Raw genomic sequence first — 18,574 nt, 5'->3', positions numbered from 1 at the left:
ATGAAATTCCATTTTCCAATATGCATTACAATTTGCTATCTTTTATTAGGAAGCATTACCAATGCGCAAATACTTATTACAACAAACAGTTCTTTAGGAGTTACTCCTCATTCTTCTGCCATGATGGAAGTTTCTGACAATAACCGAGGGATACTTTTACCAAGAGTAGCCTTGTTGAATAATACTGATGATATAACTGTACCCACACCTTTAAATGGTTTATTGGTATACAACACTAATCTTTCAAGAACAAATTTTTGGGAAAATTTTAAATGGAATCGGAACTTTGAGATAGATGATGCACTCAACTATCTTGAACAAACATCTCGATTTACTTCAAATTCAGGTACAAAAATTGTGATAACAGGCTTTCCTACTACTATTACCCTTTTCAATCTTGAAGAAGGACCAACAGGATGGAATGATCTCAACGTAAATCTTAGTATAACTCCTACAAAAGCTGCCAATAGTATTTTTATTTCAGGAGAAGGAATGGTACAGTTGGATAATGAATTCTTTGCTAATAATTTTCAATATGCTATCGGTCTTTTTGTAGATGGCAAACTGAAAGTAGTCCGAAAGTTTAAATATGACGAAAATAATACAAGCTGCTCTTGGAAAAAATTTGATATTTCAGGAATTTTCTTTAATCTGACTCCTAATACAGCTCATCAGGTAAAGCTATATGCACAAAATTTACCTGTAACAAATACAGGACCCGGATACGGAACTGGTCTTACCTATGGAGGTGGTGCTGGAAATTGCACCAATATCAATGAAGACACCGGAAGAATATATTTAACAACCCAAATTACCGAATAATTTTTTTTCATCCTTTATGTTTTTCTCCTCAAAATATTTTTTTTGAGGAGATTTTTTATGCTAAAAAAAGCGTAAATTCATTTTATGAAATTTTTGCAAATTCTCTTTCTTTTTTTCTGCATCGGAATAAAATCTCAGGAAGATGGCTTTCAGGTTGTGGATCATAATAAAATTGTTATTCCTTTTCAGTTAATTAATAATTTAATATTCATCCCCGTCAATATCAATGGTGTTGATCTCACTTTTCTTTTGGATACGGGAGTTTCGGATACCATTCTTTTCAGTTTGGATAATAAAGAAGTTAATTTTAATAATGTAGAAAAAATCAAATTTTCCGGATTAGGAGAAGATATAGAAATAGAAGGCTTAAAATCAGTGAATAATAAAGTTTCCATTGGAAAATATTATCTGGATAAATCGCATAGTGTTTATATTATTCTGGATGAAAGTATAAATTTTTCATCTCATGTTGGCATTCCCGTAAATGGAATTATTGGTTACTATTTCTTCAAAAATCATCCGATACAGATCAATTATATTACAAAAAAGATTACCGTCTTCTCAGATGAAAAAGAATTTTCTAAAAAGAAAAAAAGATTTGAAGAATTTCCCATGTCTATAGAATTAAACAAACCTTATACTAATGCAGATGTAGAAATGACACATGAAAAGAAAAGCTCCAAATTACTTTTGGACTTGGGTAATAGTGATGCGATCTGGCTATTCCCTTCTCTTATTAAGGATTTTGTTTATAACAGACCTAATATAGATGATTTTTTAGGAAGAGGATTCAATGGAGATATTTATGGTAAAAGAAGTAGAATTCATGGATTTTATTTAGGAAAATTTGGATTTTCAAAACCATTGACTGCAATGCCCGATGAATATTCTATCCAACATTTAAAATTAGTAAAAGACAGAAAAGGCTCAATAGGAAGTGATATTCTGAGGAGATTTTTAGTAGTTTTTGATTATCCACAGAATAAATTGTATTTGCAAAAAAACAAAAATTTTGATGATCCGTTCCTTTTCAATAAAAGTGGATTGGATATAAAGCATGATGGTATGAACTGGCAAGAAGATATTGTAAAAGTGGAAACTAAAAATAAAGAAGGCTCCGATGCGTCCGTTTCTGCTTATAATGCAAATGAATTTCAGTATAAATTTGTATTAAAACCACAGTATTCTATTGTCGGTTGTAGAAAAGATTCTCCATGCGAAATATCAGGCTTAAAAAAAGATGATAAAATTCTCACCATTAATGGGAAAAAAGTTGGAGATCTTAGCCTTGAAGACATTTATAGGATATTGAAAGACGAAGATGGAAAATATATAGAAATGTTGGTAGAACGTAAAGGGGAAAATTTAAAATTTGGATTTTACCTTGAAGACCCAATTCCATATCAAGAAAATCAAAACTAATGAAAACAGAGCAAACCACCTTAGACCGTATCAGAACGAGACCGAGATTCAAAATGTATACACAACTCTCTCCTGAAGAATATGAAAGTAATCTTAAAAAATATTTTAAGGAGCACAATGAGGAATTTTCAGGAAATATTAATAAAGAAGTAGCTACAATTTCTGTAAAAGCTGAAGAAGATCAATATTGGAAACCCAGACTTGCCTTGCGTATAGAAATTGAAGAAGACCAAACCGTTGTGCGCGGAGTATTCGGGCCAAGTTCTGCCGTATGGACTTTTTTTATGTTTCTGTACTTTTTATGGAGCATTGCTTGGATGACTTTCTTTACACTTTGGTTTGTGGCAAAACAAATCAAAAGTAATGAATTTCCTTGGGCTCTTTCCGCTTCCTTTGCTACTTTATTTTTGATTTTGCTGACGTATCTTGCAGCACGTTTTGGCCAAAATAAAGCAAAAACGGAAATGGAAAAACTTCGAAAATTTGCAGAAGAATCTACATTACCATTTGAAAAAAAATGAAGACTAAACATCAGGTATTTCTCGGTTTTCCTGCTGTTTTTCGAGCATCTGAATTTCTTTTTCTTTTTCAATTTCAATCAATACTTCTTCTCTTTTTTTCTGCTCTGCTAAAATTTCATCAATATGAGGTTTGATGATTTCATTCATTTGATCTTCCGAAATATCGTTACTTTTTGCATCTTCTATAAGATTTCTCCATGGTTTTTTGCCACCCCATTTATAATCTCCAAAAACAATAACAGGTGTTCCCTTTGCTCTTGCTGCTCCACCTCCTCTAAGCAATATCCATGTATCCGCATACTTGAATAGCCATTTTGCATCGTTCATTAGAAGTCGTAAGCATGAGTGCGAAGCCGGATATCCGGGAAGATCATATTGATGCCAACCAATTCCCAATGTATTATGAATATTAAAATTATACGGAAGTTTCCAATCACTGTCCACTGTGGAAGTAGCCAATTCTTTTTTCCAGTTTGCAAACATGAGTCCTCGTTTAGTCTGTGCAGATTTTTTTCCCATACTTGTAGGCCCCCATTTTATAAGATTTCCATTACTATAAACACCATATGCTTGAATTGGATAAGAAAAAATCACAAATTTCTTCACATCATTCAGGATATCGAGATGATACGGAAAAGGAGAATATGACATCAAAGTAGTATCAATTTTTGCAGGAATAACAAGTGTATCAGCTCTCCATTTATTTTTAGAATCCAAACGGTTTAAAGCCAAAATAGTATATCGTTCCTTTTCAGAATATTTTTGGTTGAAGGTACGCATCAAAGAATCTTTATTTTCCTTTGTGAAAATTATACTGGAAAATGGCAAATCAGGCTTCTTTTTCGCTTCGGCAATTTCTTGTTCCTTTTTTATTGAATCTTCTTCTAGCTCAGATTTCTGTTCAGAAGAAGAATCTGTAACAACAGTATTTTCATTAACTGCATTTTCGATTCCATCCTTTTTACAGTTATACAAAGCAAGTAATATTGAAAGAAGAAGAATCTTACAGAATATATTTTTCATTTGTATTTTTTGTATTGATCAAAAAAATTTCCAATAATAATACTAAAAAAAACACAATTTTAAAAATTTTAAACAAAAAAACTCACAGAAAATCTGCAAGTTCAAAATTTTCAAATTTTAATTTTCTGTTATTGATACAAATAAAACGTTATCCAATTTAAGCACACTCTAAAAAGAAAAAGCTTAACTGATTGATTATCAATTAAGCTTTTAAAAGTACCCAGAGCCGGGATCGAACCGGCACGCCTCGCGGCATTGGTGTTTGAGACCAACGCGTCTACCAATTCCGCCATCTGGGCTTATTTTTGGTTTGCAAATATACATCAAAAAATAGTTTTCTGAAATTTTTTTTACTATTTTTTTTAAAATTTAAAATTCAATTTCTAAACCATCATACGCAAGATGAACGTTTTCAGGAAGTTCCAATTCCACTTCATCATGAAAACCCAGCTTGTAACTTATATGTGTAAAATAAGTTTTTTTGGGTTTTAATTCTTCTACAAGTTCTAAAGCCTGCGACAAAATATAATGGGAAGGATGTGGATCATTTTTGCGTAAACAATTAAGGATCAGAAAATCTAGATTCTGAAGCTTTTCCTTCTCATCATCAAAAATAAAACTCGCATCTGTAATATATGCCAGTTTTTTTATTTTGTATCCGAAAATTGGAAGCCTTCCGTGTATAACTTCTATTGGCGAAATTATCGTATCAAAAAGTTCAAAATCATTTTCAATAATTTTAAGTTCAAACGAAGGAGCTCCCGGATATTTTTCTTCAGCAAACGCATACGGGAAACGTTTAGAAATTTCCAAAGCTACTCTTTCCATAGCAAAAATGGGCATCTTCGCTTCATTCTTAAAAATCAAAGGACGCAAATCATCCAAACCGATAACATGGTCATTATGTTCATGCGTTATTAGAACAGAATGAATATCTTCTTCCCTATTTACAAGCATTTGCTGACGAAAATCGGGGCCACAATCTATAAGAATTTTTTTTCCAGAATCTGTTGTTATTAAAACTGAACTCCTCAGTCTCTTGTCTTTATAATTTTTTGAAAGACAAACCGGATGATAAGAGCCAATTACAGGAATTCCCTGCGAAGTCCCAGTACCAAGAAATTTCAGCTTCATACTTTGAAGATGGTATTAATTTTGGTAAATTTACAAAAAAAATAAAAATGTCTTTGGTAACACAAAAACTTACCCCAAAACAGAAAGCATTAGTCATAAATTTAGATCCCACCATCTACGGAACCTTCGCTGAAATTGGAGCAGGACAGGAAACTGTTCGTCACTTTTTTCGGGCAGGTGGAGCATCAGGAACCATTGCAAAAGCCATGTCTGCTTATGATAAAGATTTCAGTGATGCCATCTATGGAAAGGAATCTAAAAATAGATATGTAACTCAGAATCGTCTGCGGAAAATGCTCCGTTACGAAGTTTCTCTTATCGAAGAAAGGATTCCAAGGGAAAATATGCCCGATAGAAGATATTTTTCGTATGCTAATACCGTTACCACCATTAATTTTGATAAAACCTTAAAAGGACATGGCTGGGTTGGAATTCGATTTCAAACAATACCTGAAGAAGGCTACAATGAAATTGTAATTCATGTAAAATTTCATCAAAATGATGCTACATTACAACAGGAAACTTTAGGAAGTTTAGGCGTAAATCTCATTTACGGAGCTTTTAATTATTATGATAATCCCAGAAAACTTATAGAATCTCTGTATGACGATATTTCTACAGACAATCTGGAAATTGACATGATTGATTTTTCGGGGCCAGTTTTTGAGTATGTAGATAACAGATTAATGAGTCTGCAACTTGTAAAATCCGGAATGACAGAAGCAGTGATCTTCACACCAGACGGAACCAATATGCTACCTGCAGATTTACTCTACAAAAAAAATATTTTTGCAGTGAGGGGAAGTTTCAGACCTGTAACGAAGGTAAACATTGATATGTTCAATAACGGACTTGAAATGTTTATGAAAGATACGGAATGTAGCCCAGAAAAGCTGGAAGTTCTTTTTGAAATTACAATTGCCAATCTTCGAGCTTCCGGAGATATTGATGAAAGAGATTTTCTTGATCGTGTGGATGTTTTAAGCCAATTGGGATATAATGTAATCATTTCCAATTTCTCCGAATACTATCGTCTTATTGATTATTTTGCAAGCTATACCAACCAAAAAATCGGAATTGCAATGGGTGTAAATAATCTGTTGGATGTTTTTGATGAAGAGTATTACAAAAATCTCTCCGGTGGAATTTTGGAAGCATTCGGGAAGTTCTTTAGAAAAGATATGATCGTTTTCTTATATCCTTATAAAGATCCTATAACTCACGAAATTTTGACTTCTGAAAATCTGAAAGTAAGCGACAATTTAAAAGAATTGTATAAATATTTTAAGCTGAATAAACGGATTGTTGATATTAAAAATTATAATCCCGAGTATTCTGAGATCTATTCCCGAGATATTCTCAAGAAAATTTCAAAAGGAGAATCAGGATGGGAAAATCAAGTTCCGGAAGGTGTTGCCGATATGATTAAAGAACGAGGGATGTTTGGATATAAAGATGAAGTAACATTAGAACAGATTAAATAAAAATCAAAATGTCAGAAATTAAAAAAAGGCTTTTGTCCATTCTGGAAAGTCCAAAACATGATACAACAGAAAAATTGCAGAAGGTTTGTCACCTTCTGGATCAGGAAATTTCTTATTTCAATTGGACTGGCTTTTATTTCCGAAACGGAGATAAAGAAGAGCTTATTTTAGGACCGTATTCCGGCGCAGATACAGATCATACCATAATTCCTTTTGGAAAAGGAATTTGCGGACAAGTAGCTGTTTCTAATGAAACTTTTGTAGTTCCTGATGTTTCAAAAGAAGACAACTATCTCAGTTGCTCTATAGATACCAAATCCGAAATTGTAGTTCCTATTTTCAAAAATGGAAAAAACATCGGACAAATCGATATTGATTCTCATCAGCTTGATCCCTTTACCAAAGAAGATCGTGAAATGCTGGAATGGCTTTGTAATGAGATTTCTAAAATTTTATAAATTAAATTTGTAATAAAATTCAAATAAAATAGTGCCTTGAGGGAAAATAGTGTAGTTTGGCTAAAGCCGATCTAAAATTTTCCTTTTAAAACGAATAAAACCCGTTCGTTTCTACTAATTTTAGACTCTAACTTAGCTTATTTATCAAATTTATTCGGGTGACTTTTTTTCATTTCTTCCACTGTGTCTAAAACTTTGTCTTTTAAAGAATCTTGATATTTTTGAAGTTTTTCAGCTACAGTATTATCAGAACTTCCAATAATTTTTGCCGCTAAAATTCCTGCATTTACAGCTCCATTTAAAGCAACTGTTGCTACCGGAATTCCGGAAGGCATTTGTAAAATAGACAAAACCGAATCCCAACCATCTATAGAATTTGAGGATAAAATAGGAACTCCAATTACAGGAAGTGTCGTACAACTTGCCACCATTCCCGGCAAATGCGCTGCTCCACCTGCTCCTGCTATAATTACTTTCAGACCTCTTTCTTTTGCAGATTTAGCATACTCAAACATTCTTTCCGGTGTTCTATGTGCGGAAACCACTGTAAGTTCATAAGGAATTTCCAAATTTTTCAGAAAATCTGCCGCCTGTTGCATAATTGTCAAATCGCTTTGGCTTCCCATTATAATTCCGACCATATCGTATTTTTCTAAGTTTCTTCAAAGATAATGAAATATAAAATCCTTTGAAATTTTAATTCAAACATAAATCTTCTCCATATAAATTAGGTATCTTTGCGCCGTTTTTATTTTGTTTTGAAGAATTATAAGCTGAATCTTGCTATACTAACGGTAGCACTAGTTTGGGGAACCACTTTTTTAGGAATTCGGGTAGCTGTGGAAAGTATTCCCGGTTGGTTTGTTGCAGGAATCCGGCAATTATTAGCTGCCATTATCATGCTTCTGATCTTGATTTATCAGAAAAAACTGAAATGGATCGGCTGGAAAAATTTTGGATATCAGATTCTTTTTTCGTCCTTAATGCTCATTGTAGCGAATGGATTCACAACACTTGCAGAAGAACATGTAAGTAGTAGTCTGGCTTCATTAATCAGTGCTTCATCTCCTATTATGGTTTTTTTGGGAAGTCTGGCTTTAGGCTTGCAAAAATTCAGCTTCAGAGCATTAGCGGGAATTTTATTATGCTTTTCGGGAATTCTTTTTATTTTTTGGGACGGATTGAAAGATCTTATCAATCCGGATTTCAGGAACGGAATGATCCTCATGTTTTTAGCCATTTCCGGTTGGGCAGCAGGAACAGTTTACACTAAAAAATTAAATATTCAAGGTGGAAATATTTCTCTGAATCTTTTTTATCAGTTTGCTTTTGCCGGAATTATCCAGACCATTCTTGCTTTTATTTTTTCCGAAAAAATTGATTTCAAAGCGTGGACTTCCAACAGTATTTTAGCAGTGATCTATCTTGGAATTTTTGGCTCTGTCATTACATTTTTTGCATTTCATTATGCTTTAACCAAAATTACACCGATACAAGTTTCCATACTTTCTTATATCAATACCATTATTGCTATTCTTTTAGGATGTTTGGTTTTGGACGAAACTATTTCCATGAAATTTATCATCGCTGCAATTTTGATTATTTGCGGAGTTTTCATCACAAATTATAAACCGGAAAAGTCTAAATCGAAAAATATAGCTTCCTAATTGATCGGATGATGATCATAGCTGTATACTCGTTTCATTTTCCACTGATTGTTTTCAAGAATCCATAAAATCGAAAATTTTGCTGTTCCGACTGTTGTTCTCTTTTGATCTTTCAAAATGGAAAAATGGTGAGTTCCTTCTTCAATTGCTGCATACAAAATATTGTTTTTGTATAATGGATAAATCTTCAAACTGGATTTTACCAATTCTCTGTTTGGCTTATCCGGAGAATTGCAGATATTGTTTTTAATAGAAATTGTGAAATCTTTTTTTCCATTTGTGATTCCGCCAATATCGTGATAAAATTCCAAATCATCACTTACAATTTTTTCATAAGAGGATTGATCGCATTTATTGAAGCCTTCTTCAAAAATCTGAGAATCCAGTTTTATAATGGTTTTATACAAGTCATCATTTTCGGAAACCTGAGCAAATGAAAAAACACTGATTGTCAGTAAAATAAATACGATTTTAAGTTTCATGATTTTTGTTTTAAAGTTTATTTTGTCGTTTTTACGGAGAAAATATCGAAAATTTAGAGATTCTTCTCTACATTTCCTTTCGTTCAGAATGACCATTGTGCTATTTATTCCGAAACTACTTTTACCAAAGATTTTATATGAATTAATTTCTCCATCAATTCTTCTCTGGAATCTGCCAAAACATTGATGTGTCCCATTTTCCTTCCGGGTTTTGTTACATTTTTTCCGTAAAGATGAACGTAAGTTTTGGGTAATTTTAAAACCTCTTCCAAACCTTCATACTTCACTTTTCCGGAGTATCCTTCTTCTCCTACCAAATTCAGCATTCCTGAAAATCCACAACAATCAGTATCAGCCAAAGGTAAATTTTTCAGAACACGATAAAACTGCTCAAATTGCGAATTGGAGTTTCCTTCCTGACTTTGATGCCCAGAATTGTGTAATCTTGGCGCAGTTTCGTTTACCCAAACTTTTCCATTTTTGTCTAAAAATAATTCAATCGCAAATAAACCGGAAGAATCTGCATTTTGTATAAATTGTTTTGAAATTGTATCAATCTGCTTTTGTGTATTTTCTGAAATTTCAGCCGGACAAATATTGAAATCCAATAAGTTCAGTTTTGGATCGGCAACCATTTCGGTAACAGGAAACATTTTGATTTGTCCGTTTTCATTTTTAGCAACAATCACGGATAATTCTTTATCAATATCAATCATATTTTCCAAAACAGATTCTTGAGTCCAGAGATTTTTCAGATTTTCTGCATTACGAATGACCTGAACTCCTTTTCCATCATAACCACCAGTATTGAGCTTCTGAACGAAAGGAAAATCAATTTTTATTTCGTCTGAACTTCCATCCATGATTTCAAATTCAGGAGAAGGAATACTATTTTCTTCGTAAAATTTTTTCTGAAGAATTTTTTGCTGAATTATTTTAATGATCTTTGAATTCGGAATCACTTTAACACCTTCATTTTCAAGAATCTCTAAAGCCTCCACATTTACATGCTCTATTTCAATAGTAAGAACATCCTTATCTTTTCCGAAATTAAGAACATCATCATAATTATTGAAATTGCCTTGAGTAAAATGAGAAATATTGGCACAAGAACATTCAGGATTTGGATCTAAAACATAAAATTCATCGTCGTATTTCAACGCTTCCTGAATGAACATTCTTCCCAACTGACCGCCTCCTAAAATTCCGATTTTCATTTTTAATTTTTATATTTTTTGAACGTGCCTTTTGGCACGTTCCTACATTATTTTTTACAATTTTCTTTTCTTCTGGTATCAATGATATATTGAATTTTCCAAATTCCGTTTTCCTTCACCAATTGAAAACTATTCACGCCGCAATGCGAAAAATTTCCTTTATAGTAAAATTCGTAGGGAGTCCAAACAGAAGCCAGATTTCCGTCAATATTTATGGTAGAAAAAGAGATTCTTTCGTCCAAAATTCCTTTTTCGGATTTTCCGATACTGGAAATAAAATCCGCAATATTTTCATTCCGAACTTCTCCATTTTTAGTAATCGTCTGTAATATTGCCGATTGAGAAAAAACACTTTTCAATGCTTCAGAATCGGCATTTTTCATAGCTGCAAAAAGTGAATGGATACTGCTTTTCACCAATTCTTCATCCGAATTTTGCGCAGACAAAACCGATGAAATTGACATAAAAATGAAGGCAATAATTTTCATAGAAATTTTATTAAATTTTCAGATATCCGATTTTCATTTTATTTTCTTGAGAAATTTCTGTAGATTTTTCCAATACAATGGAATATTTTTCTTTGGTAGAATCGGATAATAAATCATTTACATTAAAAATATCATCAATATCCACTCCGTGTTTATCATCTACATGACTTACCGCATTTTCAAATCCCATTGTTTTGTAGAATTCCGTTTGTTTTACTCTTTGGATGACTTCTCCCATAGATTTTCCCACCATTAAATGCTGCTCATGAAATTCTTCAAAAAAACCGGGTTTGTATCCGCCAAGATTGATGAAAAATAATTGGTCTTCATTTTTTGTAAAATGTTTCTCCACAATTTTTACTTCGTAACCATCTGCGAATTTTACTTCCTGATAACAGTCAATATGGATTTTAGCGTCTTTCCAGAAATTTTTCATTTCGGGAATCAGATCTTCAAAATTTTCAGCAATTCCGAAGAAAACATCATGCTGTTCGATATTTCTTCCTTGTGGAGTGGCGCCGAGAATAACATAAAAAAGTTTCATCTTTCAAATTTCGTAAAATTCCAGCGGTAAATCATCAGGATCAGAAGTAAAAAAGAATTTTTTTTTGGTGAATTCGTCAATTCGGATCTCTTCACAATCCAATCCTTTTTCTAATAATTCATTTCTTTTATTTTCTACATTTTCCACTGCGAAAGCAAGATGTCGAAGTCCGCAACTTTCTGGTCTGGAAGGACGTTTTGGCGGATTCGGAAAAGAAAATAATTCGATGCAGTAATGCTCTCCGATTGCTAAATCCAGTTTGTAAGATTGCCTTTCTTTGCGATACACTTCACGAATGATATTCAATCCTAAAATTTCTGTGTAGAATTTTTTGGAAACTTCGTAATTGGAACAGATTATGGCAATGTGATGGATTTTCATTGTTTAATAAAGAGTAAATTCTTTTCTTAATGCGGATTTATAGATCTTTCTCAATTTTCGATTAACGCTATTGTCACTCAGCTTTTTCTGGGTAGTAAGTCCATGAATGGTAAGTATGGACTCTTTTCCTGTATTGGTAGAGTAAGTTCCAACTTCAAATTGAATATTTTTTACAACTTCATCATTAAGTTTCAAACTATCTATCACAAACCAATTGTATTCTGCAATTAATTTTTCAATATTTAATTTCAAGGTATCCTGTGAAAATTTATATAATATTCTTTTAGATTTAATATTTTCTATCTCCACTTTTCCGTTTGATATTAATTGGTACTTGTTTTTAGAAATAATTCTTACTGTATCTTTTCGAACAGAAATATTTCTTTTTTTCAATTCTGCTAAAACATCATCGCTTGATTTTCCTTTAAATTTAATAGTAAAACTTGAAAATGTAATATTACCAGTGTAAGGAACATAATTGTAATAACGTGGTGGTGAAGTTGACATCAAAACAAAAATACTCGGAACAAGAATAAAAATTGATGATACTTTCATTATTTCAAACCATTTGGTCCTATCTTGGTTTTTTATAAAAAAGTACGGAATAAAAAGAAAAAATAAAGCAAATAAGTCTGTATAATCTGTAATTCGAAAAACAGAAATTGGTGAAACTGCATTATAAATTTCTATAAACTTTTCAGAATAAGAAGACTTCCAAAAGGTAAAAAACAATGCTGTGATATAAATAGAGTTCTGACGAAGTTTCGGAAGTAAGAAAGTTAACAAAAAAGGCAACAAAATAATTCCCATAACATCTGATAGTTTTCCTGTAAACCAATTATGAAAATATAATTTCAAAAAATGGTCATTGAGAAAAAGAATAACCAAACCGAAAATAAAAATAAAATTACATAGTAGAAATTTATTCCTCATTCTTTTTTATTTTATAAACGATGAATGGAATATTTTTATTTTGAATCTTCACTTACCTTTTCTTTATAATCATCTTCCAATTCTTTAAGATATTTGAAAAAAATCTCTTTATCCATAAATACTTTCGGATTGTAAGCATCACCTTCTTTATGTTTTTCGTGCAAATCAAACTGGCTTGCATGAGAAGCCACCCAAATATCAAAATCCAGTTTTTTCATGGCTTCGAATGTATAAGCATAATCTTTTTGAATATTCGGATAAGCAGCCACTTCAGAGAATTTATGATCGATAATAATGGAAGGCATATTCGCAATCAGCACTTTATACTTTTTGTTTCCATCCTTCATTTCGAAGATAAAACTACAAGAACCTTTTGTGTGACCAGGATGATGCAGCAAAGTCAAAGTTGTATTTCCTAATTTTATTTTACCTTTATCTTTCAATAGAACATCTGGTTTTACGGGTTTGAATGTAACTCCATATTTTCCCAATTCATAATCGGTTTTGCCACCATTTTCTAAAATTTCTCCATCGGCTTGATCCGCATATAATTTTGCTCCGGTATCCGCTTTGATGTCAGCAATTGCACCGGTATGATCGTAATGAGCCTGAGTAAGACTTAAAATTTTTATGTCCTTGTATTTGAATCCCAGCTTTTCAATATTTGATTTTATTTGAGGATAAGAATCTGCCAATCCGGTATTAATAAGGATATTTCCTTTGTTGGTGACAATGAGATAAGAAGACAAATCATAAGTACCAACGTAGTACAAATTTCCCACAATTCTGAAAGGTTCATACGATTGAGACCATTCTTTTTTATGATATTTTTGAGGTTCTGTTACGGTTTGGGCATTCCCGAAAAAGGAAATGAATATTAGAAATATAAGTGCTCGTTTTTTCATAATAATTTTTGTAAAAAATAGAATCTTGCTCAATATTTGTCATTCCGTAGGAATCTAAATTTCATTTTGAAATAGTTCGTTCAAAAATTCTAAATTAGGATTTGTATCTCTAATTAGTTCAAGCTTTTTCATTCTTGACAGATTTTTTATTTCCTTTTCACGTTCAATAGCTTGATGAATCCAATCATATTTTTCATAATGAATCAAAAATTCAACATTATATTTTGCTGTAAAACTATTTGGATTCGTTTTATTTTTATGTTGCTGTAATCTTGAATGAAGATTATTCGTAACTCCGGTATAAAGAACAGTTCGGTTTTTGTTGGTCAAGATATAAACATAAAATGTATAAATACCTTCTGAAAATTCAATCATATTTTTGTGTTTGGATTCCTACGGAATGACAAAAATGCTGTCTCATTATTACGTTATAGTTTCATATCTAAACATCCAATCTTAAAAATTCTTAAAACCTCATCACATCTTTTACAACACCACCATTTTGGGTTAATGGAATCAATTCTGTTTTGATAAAATCTGTAATTCTATCATTATCAATATCATTCGGGAAAAGCAAGTGAACATTCGCGCCAGCATCTAATGTGAAAAACAAAGCCAATCCTGTAATTCTGCGGAATTCCCAGATTTTATTGATGACTTCCAACGTTCCGGTTTTCATTAAAATAAATGCAGGATCACTCATCATCATCATGGCGTGAAGTGTGAGCGCTTCATGTTCCACCAATTTTATAAAACCTTCCATATCGCCGGAAGAAAGTATGGTTTTCAGTTTTGCAAAATTTTCGTGAGCTTCCTGAAAACGTCTCTCCGCATAAGGATTAGTTTTCATCAAACCATGACCAACAGTAGAAGAAACCGATTTTTGACCTTCATGAATCAGCAAAACCCAATCATTAAAATTTTTAAAAATAGGATGAATTTCTTCATTTGGATATTCCACTGCATACAAATCTGAACTTCCTGAAACTTCTTCGGTTTTTCCCCAAACTATCAATCCGTTATACAAACTTCTGCATGCGCTTCCACTTCCTAATCTTGCTAAAAAGCTAGCTTTTTGGTTGATGGTTGTTGGTTGATGGTTTTCAGCTGTAAAAATTTGATCTAAACTCATCAAACATTTTGCAATCGCTCCAAAACCGGAAGCCGAACTTGCAATTCCCGAACTGTGCGGAAAAGTATTTTCGGTTCTGATCATGTATTTACCTTTCAAAATCCAAGGAAGATATTTTTCGATAGAAGTAAAATATTTTTCGATTTTTTCAGCAAATTTTTTCTCTTCATTTTCTCCAAGAAATGTCTGCACAGAAAATGGCTCGTTAGCAAAAAACTCAATGGTGGTAATGGTTTTGCAATTATTGAGTGTATAACTTATGCTCGGATTTGCAGGAATCTGGTTATCGTATTTTCCCCAATATTTAATAAGTGCGATATTGGACGGACAACTTTCCGAAACTTGCTGATCTGTAATTGTATAAACAGAATTTCCTAAAAATTTTCTTTCCATTAAGATAGTATTTCGGTGCTTTGCACCTTCTTTGTTATAAAAATTTATTTTATTATCATTCCGCAACTTCATCGCTAAAAAATCAGTTTTTAATTCGGAAACTTATTTTTTATCTTCTATATAATTTTTCAAATGAAAATCTATACTTTCCTTTACCGGAATGAATTTGTAATTCAGTTCTTTTTTTATTTTTTCGTTGGAAATGGTATTAAAACCCAACACTGCATCAATATTATATCTTGTTACCATTCTAAGTGGCGAAATGAGCCATCCTAAAATTTTATTCAGGAAAAAGCCAATTTCTAAAAGAGATTTGGAAATAATTTTCTGAGGTTTTAATCCTAATTTTTCTCTCACCATTTTTCCAAAATCAATATACTTTACATTTTCCGAAACCACAATAAAGCGCTCTCCAAAAATATTTTTTTCCATTAATTCAATAGCAATTTCCGCTACATCCCGAACATCAACGTAAGCCGAACCTCCCGGAAAAGTAAAATTATTTTCAGAAGTTTTGAAAAGTTCACCGCTGCTTTGTTTCCAGTTTCCGCTTCCGATAATCATTCCGGGATTTATGATTACGGTATTCATTCCTTCCGCAGAAGTTCTCCAAACTTCCATCTCAGAAAAATGTTTGGAAGTAGCATAAGGAGAATGATTCAGTTTAGCATTATAATCAGATCCTTCATCCATCTCTCCATGTTCGTTAAAGCCATCCAAAACCGCAATGGAACTGATGAAACAGAATTTCTTCACAGAAGATTCTTCACAAGCAAACAGCAATTGTTTTGTACCTTCAATATTGGTACGGTACATTTCTTTTTTATCATCAGGATGAAAGCTCACTTTTGCAGCAGCATGATAAACTTCATCCACATTTTGCAGAGCCTGTTTCAGATTTTCCTGATTGAAAAAATCAATATCCATCCAATCAATTCTGTTGAAATATTCATCCGGATTTTCCACATAGAAACGGAAAGAATTTTTAACTTCGTCAAGATTACTATTTGACCGCTTTGCAGCACGGACATTTTTTCCCTTTTTCAAAAGTTCGAGAACGATCACTCTGCCTAAAATTCCTGTAGCTCCGGTTACAAAGATCATTATTGGTTGATTGTTGTTAGTTGATTGTTGTTGGTTGTTAGGTTTTATATATTTTTAAATCAAAAAATTTTTTACTACTTCATTAAAATCTTTGGGATTGTCTGCCTGAACCCAATGTCCTGCATTTTGAATTTTAACGATCTTGGAATTTGGAAACTGCTGCTTGATCTGAAATTCGTCCTGAGGAAGAATATAATTGGAATTTGCTCCGGAAATGAACAAAGTTTCTCCCGTAAAAACTCCAAATTTTATAGCATTGGAAACGAAATCGTTATACTTTTCCGTCAATGTTTTCAGGTTGAATCTCCAATTCAGTCTTTTATCTTCTGTCCAGTATAGATTTTTCGCCAAAAACTGAATCACCGATTTTTCAGGAATGTATTGAGCCAATATTTCTTCCACTTGTTGTCGGGAATTTATTTTTTCAAAATCCACACTTTCGAGTGCTTTCAAAATTCCTTGATGATGAGGAGGATATGCTTTCGGAGAAATATCTACCACAATCAGTTTATCTACTTTTACAGGATATTTAATAGCAAACTGCATTACCGCTTTTCCGCCCAAAGAATGCCCGAGAAGATTCACTTTTTCAAAACCATAATGCTGCATGTAATGCAAAATATCGTGAGCCAAATCATCATGCGACATTTCATCGGAATGAAAACTTTTACCGTGATTTCGTAAATCTAAAAGATGAACAGGAAAAAATTCTCCCATTTCCTTTCCGAAACTTCCCCAATTATCCAACATTCCGAGAAATCCGTGAATGACGAGAAGTGGTGTTCCGGCTTTATCTTCGCCGTATATTTTTGAGTGTAAAATCATTTGAAATTAAAGTTTATAAAACTCATCTAAAATTTTCTTTTTTGCAAATTCCCAGTCGAAATTTCTATATACCTTTGGACTTTCTTGAGAATCTGCATCATCAAAATAGGTTAAACTTTTCATTACCATAAAATAAGAACCTTCTTCATATTTTTTATCATAAAACCTCAGCATTTCATCTAATGAGTATTCTTCTAACAAAAAAAACAAGTCAATAAAATCTTTTTTGCTTCCTCTACCAGAAATTGCATTCAATTTCATTGCTGCAATATCTTGTGTTGAGGCTAGTCTTACGTTATCAACAACAGAAAAGTTTTTAAGAAAAGGATATTTATAATTTACAAAATCAACCTTAATATTATCTATCATTACAATTAAAAGGTTTTTCGTTTGTTGAATTTTTTCAACTTTTCCAAATTCAGAAAGCTCTTCTATGAAAGAATCAGCATCAATTGTACATTTACCAAACAAATCGATATCTACGGAATTTCTATGACCAATTTGCAAAGCTAAAGCTGTACCTCCTACTAAAATAAAATCAGAAAAAATTTCTGATTTCATTATATTATTTAAGAGTTCCAATAATTTTGGACTAACTGTCTGTGTTTGTAGCATCTGAATTCGGATTTGTCGATTTTGAAAATGGTTGATAGAAACGAAAGTGAAACAGCATCTAAACTCCGAAGATTTACGGAAACTTCCTTAATCGTATCCAATCCATAATATAATTTCAGTAAATACCAATCTTGAATTTTTCCATATTCTATAACCTTTTGTATCATTTGTACTTTATGCTTTTCCAAATCAAAAGAATCCAAATCCACATCCCAAAAAAGATGCTTTGAAAAATCATTTATGGTTATATTTTGATTCATTTTACAAATTTAAAAAATTAACTCTTTACGAGCGTATATAATCTTACCATTTCGCTAAACGTTTCAGATACGCCTGAATGGTATTTTCCAATCCCAAATACAAAGCCTCTGAAATCAAAGCATGACCAATGGAAACCTCAAGTAAATTTGGAATGGTATCCGAAAAATATTTCAAATTTTCTAAACTTAAATCATGTCCCGCATTTATTCCTAAATTATATTTCGTAGCTTCCAAAGCCGTTTCATAATATGTTTTTATGGCTTCTTCTTTATTATTTGCATAATTTTTTGCGTACGCTTCTGTGTACAGTTCTATTCTATCGGTTCCTGTTTCTGCGGCAAATTGCACCATTTCAGGATTAGGGTCTAAAAAAATAGACGTTCTGATTCCTGCATTTTTAAATTCTGAAATTACATTTTTCAAAAAACCTAAATGCATTTTACAATCCCAGCCTGCATTGGAAGTAATAGCGTCATCTGCATCCGGAACTAAAGTAACCTGATCCGGTTTTACATCCAAAACCATATCAATAAACGGACGATGCGGATTTCCCTCAATATTAAATTCTGTCGTAACCAATGGTTTCAAATCATACACATCTTTTTTCGTAATGTGCCTTTCATCCGGTCTTGGATGAATGGTAATTCCTTGCGCTCCAAATTTTTGCGCATCAATGGCAACTTGAGTTACACTTGGAACATCTCCGCCTCTTGCATTTCGAAGCGTGGCTATTTTATTGATATTGACACTTAGTTTTGTCATT

Annotated in this window: 23 protein-coding genes and 1 tRNA gene; 6 read left to right on the top strand and 18 right to left on the bottom strand. The window is 32.4% G+C overall.

The features are described from left to right. The 3 genes from AC2A1C_RS09475 (at window position 1) to AC2A1C_RS09465 (ending at window position 2,765) form a co-directional block, all read left to right on the top strand. Entirely contained in the window at window positions 1-822 is an 822-nt protein-coding gene (locus AC2A1C_RS09475; protein WP_484025468.1) for a hypothetical protein, read from the top strand. A gap of 84 nt (window positions 823-906) precedes the next feature. Beyond that, window positions 907-2,244 (top strand): aspartyl protease family protein, encoded by a 1,338-nt coding sequence (locus AC2A1C_RS09470; RefSeq protein WP_484025467.1) that lies wholly within the window; start codon window positions 907-909, stop codon window positions 2,242-2,244. Continuing rightward, window positions 2,244-2,765 (top strand): hypothetical protein, encoded by a 522-nt coding sequence (locus AC2A1C_RS09465; RefSeq protein WP_484025466.1) that lies wholly within the window; start codon window positions 2,244-2,246, stop codon window positions 2,763-2,765. Before AC2A1C_RS09470 ends, AC2A1C_RS09465 begins: the two co-directional genes overlap by 1 nt. Window positions 2,766-2,768: 3 nt before the next feature. Here the strand turns inward: AC2A1C_RS09465 and AC2A1C_RS09460 are convergent, their stop codons facing one another. The 3 genes from AC2A1C_RS09460 to AC2A1C_RS09450 form a co-directional block, all read right to left on the bottom strand. Further along, on the bottom strand, window positions 2,769-3,788 hold the full coding sequence (locus tag AC2A1C_RS09460; protein WP_484025465.1) for a L,D-transpeptidase: 1,020 nt from the start codon (window positions 3,786-3,788) through the stop codon (window positions 2,769-2,771). Window positions 3,789-4,005: 217 nt separating this feature from the next. Further along, window positions 4,006-4,087: transfer RNA gene (locus AC2A1C_RS09455), tRNA-Leu, on the bottom strand. Window positions 4,088-4,157: 70 nt separating this feature from the next. Then, complete coding sequence (locus AC2A1C_RS09450) at window positions 4,158-4,922, bottom strand: MBL fold metallo-hydrolase (protein ID WP_484025464.1); 765 nt, start codon at window positions 4,920-4,922, stop codon at window positions 4,158-4,160. 47 nt (window positions 4,923-4,969) lie between these two features. Here AC2A1C_RS09450 and AC2A1C_RS09445 point away from each other — a divergent pair, with 47 nt between their 5' ends. Further along, on the top strand, window positions 4,970-6,406 hold the full coding sequence (locus AC2A1C_RS09445; protein WP_484025463.1) for a TonB-dependent receptor: 1,437 nt from the start codon (window positions 4,970-4,972) through the stop codon (window positions 6,404-6,406). Between the two features lie 8 nt (window positions 6,407-6,414). After that, complete coding sequence (locus AC2A1C_RS09440) at window positions 6,415-6,864, top strand: GAF domain-containing protein (protein WP_484025462.1); 450 nt, start codon at window positions 6,415-6,417, stop codon at window positions 6,862-6,864. A gap of 137 nt (window positions 6,865-7,001) precedes the next feature. Here AC2A1C_RS09440 and purE read toward each other — a convergent pair whose 3' ends face one another. Next, window positions 7,002-7,505, bottom strand: coding sequence for a 5-(carboxyamino)imidazole ribonucleotide mutase (gene purE / locus AC2A1C_RS09435; protein ID WP_484025461.1), 504 nt, complete (start codon window positions 7,503-7,505; stop codon window positions 7,002-7,004). A 117-nt stretch (window positions 7,506-7,622) separates the two neighbouring features. Between purE and AC2A1C_RS09430 the strand changes: the two genes are divergently transcribed. Further along, window positions 7,623-8,531, top strand: a complete 909-nt coding sequence (locus tag AC2A1C_RS09430; protein WP_484025460.1) for a DMT family transporter — start codon at window positions 7,623-7,625, stop codon at window positions 8,529-8,531. Here AC2A1C_RS09430 and AC2A1C_RS09425 read toward each other — a convergent pair. The 14 genes from AC2A1C_RS09425 to AC2A1C_RS09360 all read right to left on the bottom strand — a co-directional run bounded on the left by AC2A1C_RS09425 (window position 8,528) and on the right by AC2A1C_RS09360 (window position 18,573). Next, complete coding sequence (locus AC2A1C_RS09425) at window positions 8,528-9,013, bottom strand: nuclear transport factor 2 family protein (protein ID WP_484025459.1); 486 nt, start codon at window positions 9,011-9,013, stop codon at window positions 8,528-8,530. The two genes, AC2A1C_RS09430 and AC2A1C_RS09425, sit on opposite strands and share 4 nt — an antisense overlap. Before the next feature lie 104 nt (window positions 9,014-9,117). Further along, the gene (locus tag AC2A1C_RS09420) at window positions 9,118-10,230 is read right to left on the bottom strand and encodes a 5-(carboxyamino)imidazole ribonucleotide synthase (protein WP_484025458.1); all 1,113 of its coding nucleotides are present in this window, start codon (window positions 10,228-10,230) and stop codon (window positions 9,118-9,120) included. A 47-nt stretch (window positions 10,231-10,277) separates the two neighbouring features. Continuing rightward, on the bottom strand, window positions 10,278-10,718 hold the full coding sequence (locus AC2A1C_RS09415) for a nuclear transport factor 2 family protein (RefSeq protein WP_484025457.1): 441 nt from the start codon (window positions 10,716-10,718) through the stop codon (window positions 10,278-10,280). Window positions 10,719-10,728: 10 nt separating this feature from the next. Beyond that, window positions 10,729-11,262, bottom strand: a complete 534-nt coding sequence (locus tag AC2A1C_RS09410) for a DUF1543 domain-containing protein (protein WP_484025456.1) — start codon at window positions 11,260-11,262, stop codon at window positions 10,729-10,731. A 3-nt stretch (window positions 11,263-11,265) separates the two neighbouring features. Beyond that, a complete protein-coding gene (gloA2, locus tag AC2A1C_RS09405) occupies window positions 11,266-11,643 on the bottom strand; it encodes an SMU1112c/YaeR family gloxylase I-like metalloprotein (protein WP_484025455.1) in 378 nt (125 codons plus the stop codon). 3 nt (window positions 11,644-11,646) lie between these two features. After that, window positions 11,647-12,576, bottom strand: a complete 930-nt coding sequence (locus AC2A1C_RS09400; RefSeq protein ID WP_484025454.1) for a hypothetical protein — start codon at window positions 12,574-12,576, stop codon at window positions 11,647-11,649. Between the two features lie 35 nt (window positions 12,577-12,611). Further along, window positions 12,612-13,481, bottom strand: coding sequence for a subclass B3 metallo-beta-lactamase (gene bla / locus AC2A1C_RS09395; protein ID WP_484025453.1), 870 nt, complete (start codon window positions 13,479-13,481; stop codon window positions 12,612-12,614). 54 nt (window positions 13,482-13,535) lie between these two features. After that, a complete protein-coding gene (locus AC2A1C_RS09390) occupies window positions 13,536-13,856 on the bottom strand; it encodes a GIY-YIG nuclease family protein (RefSeq protein WP_484025452.1) in 321 nt (106 codons plus the stop codon). 91 nt (window positions 13,857-13,947) lie between these two features. Beyond that, the gene (locus AC2A1C_RS09385; RefSeq protein ID WP_484025451.1) at window positions 13,948-15,006 is read right to left on the bottom strand and encodes a diphosphomevalonate decarboxylase; all 1,059 of its coding nucleotides are present in this window, start codon (window positions 15,004-15,006) and stop codon (window positions 13,948-13,950) included. A gap of 102 nt (window positions 15,007-15,108) precedes the next feature. Beyond that, window positions 15,109-16,110: an NAD-dependent epimerase/dehydratase family protein gene (locus AC2A1C_RS09380; protein WP_484025450.1), complete on the bottom strand. Its 1,002-nt coding sequence runs from the start codon at window positions 16,108-16,110 to the stop codon at window positions 15,109-15,111. A gap of 54 nt (window positions 16,111-16,164) precedes the next feature. Continuing rightward, window positions 16,165-16,935 carry an alpha/beta fold hydrolase gene (locus AC2A1C_RS09375; protein WP_484025449.1) on the bottom strand — a complete coding sequence of 257 codons (771 nt, stop codon included), beginning with the start codon at window positions 16,933-16,935 and terminating at the stop codon, window positions 16,165-16,167. A 6-nt stretch (window positions 16,936-16,941) separates the two neighbouring features. After that, window positions 16,942-17,496, bottom strand: a complete 555-nt coding sequence (locus AC2A1C_RS09370; protein ID WP_484025448.1) for a nucleotidyl transferase AbiEii/AbiGii toxin family protein — start codon at window positions 17,494-17,496, stop codon at window positions 16,942-16,944. 8 nt (window positions 17,497-17,504) lie between these two features. Continuing rightward, complete coding sequence (locus AC2A1C_RS09365) at window positions 17,505-17,810, bottom strand: DUF6922 domain-containing protein (RefSeq protein WP_484025447.1); 306 nt, start codon at window positions 17,808-17,810, stop codon at window positions 17,505-17,507. A gap of 43 nt (window positions 17,811-17,853) precedes the next feature. Beyond that, window positions 17,854-18,573: a pyridoxine 5'-phosphate synthase gene (locus tag AC2A1C_RS09360; RefSeq protein ID WP_484025446.1), complete on the bottom strand. Its 720-nt coding sequence runs from the start codon at window positions 18,571-18,573 to the stop codon at window positions 17,854-17,856. Between the last annotated feature and the right edge of the window lies 1 nt (window position 18,574).

It is taken from the genome of Chryseobacterium sp. HNCC26DJ241 (assembly GCF_057180505.1).
This window is presented reverse-complemented; position numbering and strand designations above follow the sequence as displayed.

Excerpts from the sequence above, each read along its gene's own strand:
- AC2A1C_RS09360 (WP_484025446.1), bottom strand. The coding sequence starts at position 18,573 with ATGACAAAACTAAGTGTCAATATCAATAAAATAGCCACGCTTCGAAAT.
- purE (WP_484025461.1), bottom strand. The coding sequence starts at position 7,505 with ATGGTCGGAATTATAATGGGAAGCCAAAGCGATTTGACAATTATGCAA.
- gloA2 (WP_484025455.1), bottom strand. The coding sequence starts at position 11,643 with ATGAAAATCCATCACATTGCCATAATCTGTTCCAATTACGAAGTTTCC.
- AC2A1C_RS09415 (WP_484025457.1), bottom strand. The coding sequence starts at position 10,718 with ATGAAAATTATTGCCTTCATTTTTATGTCAATTTCATCGGTTTTGTCT.
- AC2A1C_RS09470 (WP_484025467.1), top strand. The coding sequence starts at position 907 with ATGAAATTTTTGCAAATTCTCTTTCTTTTTTTCTGCATCGGAATAAAA.
- AC2A1C_RS09375 (WP_484025449.1), bottom strand. The coding sequence starts at position 16,935 with ATGATTTTACACTCAAAAATATACGGCGAAGATAAAGCCGGAACACCA.
- AC2A1C_RS09400 (WP_484025454.1), bottom strand. The coding sequence starts at position 12,576 with ATGAGGAATAAATTTCTACTATGTAATTTTATTTTTATTTTCGGTTTG.
- AC2A1C_RS09385 (WP_484025451.1), bottom strand. The coding sequence starts at position 15,006 with ATGGAAAGAAAATTTTTAGGAAATTCTGTTTATACAATTACAGATCAG.
- AC2A1C_RS09440 (WP_484025462.1), top strand. The coding sequence starts at position 6,415 with ATGTCAGAAATTAAAAAAAGGCTTTTGTCCATTCTGGAAAGTCCAAAA.
- AC2A1C_RS09425 (WP_484025459.1), bottom strand. The coding sequence starts at position 9,013 with ATGAAACTTAAAATCGTATTTATTTTACTGACAATCAGTGTTTTTTCA.
- AC2A1C_RS09410 (WP_484025456.1), bottom strand. The coding sequence starts at position 11,262 with ATGAAACTTTTTTATGTTATTCTCGGCGCCACTCCACAAGGAAGAAAT.
- AC2A1C_RS09465 (WP_484025466.1), top strand. The coding sequence starts at position 2,244 with ATGAAAACAGAGCAAACCACCTTAGACCGTATCAGAACGAGACCGAGA.
- AC2A1C_RS09365 (WP_484025447.1), bottom strand. The coding sequence starts at position 17,810 with ATGAATCAAAATATAACCATAAATGATTTTTCAAAGCATCTTTTTTGG.
- AC2A1C_RS09445 (WP_484025463.1), top strand. The coding sequence starts at position 4,970 with ATGTCTTTGGTAACACAAAAACTTACCCCAAAACAGAAAGCATTAGTC.
- AC2A1C_RS09370 (WP_484025448.1), bottom strand. The coding sequence starts at position 17,496 with ATGAAATCAGAAATTTTTTCTGATTTTATTTTAGTAGGAGGTACAGCT.
- AC2A1C_RS09460 (WP_484025465.1), bottom strand. The coding sequence starts at position 3,788 with ATGAAAAATATATTCTGTAAGATTCTTCTTCTTTCAATATTACTTGCT.
- AC2A1C_RS09420 (WP_484025458.1), bottom strand. The coding sequence starts at position 10,230 with ATGAAAATCGGAATTTTAGGAGGCGGTCAGTTGGGAAGAATGTTCATT.
- bla (WP_484025453.1), bottom strand. The coding sequence starts at position 13,481 with ATGAAAAAACGAGCACTTATATTTCTAATATTCATTTCCTTTTTCGGG.
- AC2A1C_RS09475 (WP_484025468.1), top strand. The coding sequence starts at position 1 with ATGAAATTCCATTTTCCAATATGCATTACAATTTGCTATCTTTTATTA.
- AC2A1C_RS09450 (WP_484025464.1), bottom strand. The coding sequence starts at position 4,922 with ATGAAGCTGAAATTTCTTGGTACTGGGACTTCGCAGGGAATTCCTGTA.
- AC2A1C_RS09380 (WP_484025450.1), bottom strand. The coding sequence starts at position 16,110 with ATGATCTTTGTAACCGGAGCTACAGGAATTTTAGGCAGAGTGATCGTT.
- AC2A1C_RS09390 (WP_484025452.1), bottom strand. The coding sequence starts at position 13,856 with ATGATTGAATTTTCAGAAGGTATTTATACATTTTATGTTTATATCTTG.